This is a genomic window from Rhizobium mayense, from assembly GCF_030272705.1.
GTDB lineage: Bacteria > Pseudomonadota > Alphaproteobacteria > Rhizobiales > Rhizobiaceae > Rhizobium > Rhizobium mayense.
On sequence record NZ_JARFYM010000093.1, the window covers coordinates 1 to 1,393 of the forward strand.

Genomic DNA, 1,393 nt, shown 5'->3' on the forward strand with positions numbered 1-1,393 from the left:
ATGATGTGATGGGGGGGGGTAGCCCACCAGCTATGGGCTACCCCTAGCCCACCAGCTATGGGCTAGGTTTGGATGGAATTTGTCCAAATTTGGATTGAATTCATCTACATTTTTCGCTATGAAATGGATGAATTTCATCCAAATTTGGATGAAAAATCGTCTGATTTGATCTAGGGGTAGGCCATGAAGCCAAAACACGTTGGATTAACCACAGCACCCAACGGAACTTGGGTTCAGGTCGAACGAGCGGCTATGGAACGATGGTCAAAATTAGCTGTATCAAATCCTAGAGCAGCAGCTGTTATGATGCTTATGACCTCCCAAATGGGCCGCAATAATGCTCTCGTCGCATCCCAAGCTACATTGGCCAAAATGGCTGGTTGCGGCTTGAATACTCTCAAAAGGGCTTTGTCCGTTTTACGAGAGGGCAACTGGATCGAAGTTCGACAGATCGGTCCCACAGGCACGGCCTGTGCTTACATCGTTAATGACCGGGTAGCTTGGTCCGGAAATCGCGATGGCATCCGCTACAGCCTGTTTTCTGCCGCTGTGCTGCTCTCAGACGATGAACAACCCGATAAGACCGAAATTGGCGCACAGCCGCCTCTACAGGCCATTCCAGACCTGTATCCGGGAGAGAAGCAGCTACCTACCGGCCCCGGCTTACCACCACCATCTCAGCCTTCTTTCGACGGCATGGAACCAGACTTGCCGGCCACCGAAAAATAGATCGCCCGACACCACGCGCACGTTGTCCGAAGGGCAACGTATAAGCGCGCACTCCTTGATGCGCCGGGATTGAGCCGCCTGTTCTTCCCTTGAAGGCTAGAGGTCGAGTTCCGAATGGGAGCCCAGTCGCACCAGAACCAGGCGATCGGCCTCAATGAGGCGATAGATCAGCACCAGATCGGGCTTCACATGGCAGTCCCGATAGTCCTTCCAGTTGCCTGTCAGGGCATGGTCGCGATGCCGGATTTCCAATGCCGCATCGACCACCAGAAGCTCGATAATTCGCCGCAGATCGGTGTCCAAGGCAGCCCGATGCGGCCCCTTCGCCACCCGTTTGAAATCACGCTTGAAGGCCGTCGTGCGCTCAATCGTCCGCATGGAGATCTTCGAACAACGCATCAACAGACCTGAAGCGCGTCAGATCCCCACGCTCGACCTCGGCAAACGCCGCCAACGTCTCCGCATTAGGCTGAAACAGCGCGGCCGGAATCACCTTGTCCTGGGCAATCCGCGTCATCAGCACGCGAACCACATCACTCACCGTCAGCCCGGCCGCGTGAATGACCTGGTTCGCGGCTTCCTGAATCTCGCCCGGCACTCGGGCCTGGACCATGCGACTGACAGCCATGACATACCCTCCCAACACTGAATTTCAGTGTAATAC

3 protein-coding genes are annotated in these 1,393 nt (G+C 55.2%); 1 reads left to right on the plus strand and 2 read right to left on the minus strand.

From position 1 onward, the window contains the following. The first annotated feature begins 183 nt into the window (after positions 1-183). Positions 184-729, plus strand: a complete 546-nt coding sequence (locus PY649_RS34700) for a replication/maintenance protein RepL (protein ID WP_020958252.1) — start codon at positions 184-186, stop codon at positions 727-729. A gap of 96 nt (positions 730-825) precedes the next feature. Here PY649_RS34700 and PY649_RS34705 read toward each other — a convergent pair whose 3' ends face one another. After that, positions 826-1,107, minus strand: coding sequence for a type II toxin-antitoxin system YafQ family toxin (locus PY649_RS34705; protein WP_014106742.1), 282 nt, complete (start codon positions 1,105-1,107; stop codon positions 826-828). Further along, a complete protein-coding gene (locus PY649_RS34710) occupies positions 1,094-1,357 on the minus strand; it encodes a type II toxin-antitoxin system RelB/DinJ family antitoxin (protein ID WP_018308607.1) in 264 nt (87 codons plus the stop codon). Before PY649_RS34710 ends, PY649_RS34705 begins: the two co-directional genes overlap by 14 nt. Positions 1,358-1,393: the final 36 nt, after the last annotated feature.

What these genes read in the sequence shown, in the direction of transcription:
- PY649_RS34700 (WP_020958252.1), top strand. Translation starts at nt 184, where the DNA reads ATGAAGCCAAAACACGTTGGATTAACCACAGCACCCAACGGAACTTGG.
- PY649_RS34705 (WP_014106742.1), bottom strand. Translation starts at nt 1,107, where the DNA reads ATGCGGACGATTGAGCGCACGACGGCCTTCAAGCGTGATTTCAAACGG.
- PY649_RS34710 (WP_018308607.1), bottom strand. Translation starts at nt 1,357, where the DNA reads ATGGCTGTCAGTCGCATGGTCCAGGCCCGAGTGCCGGGCGAGATTCAG.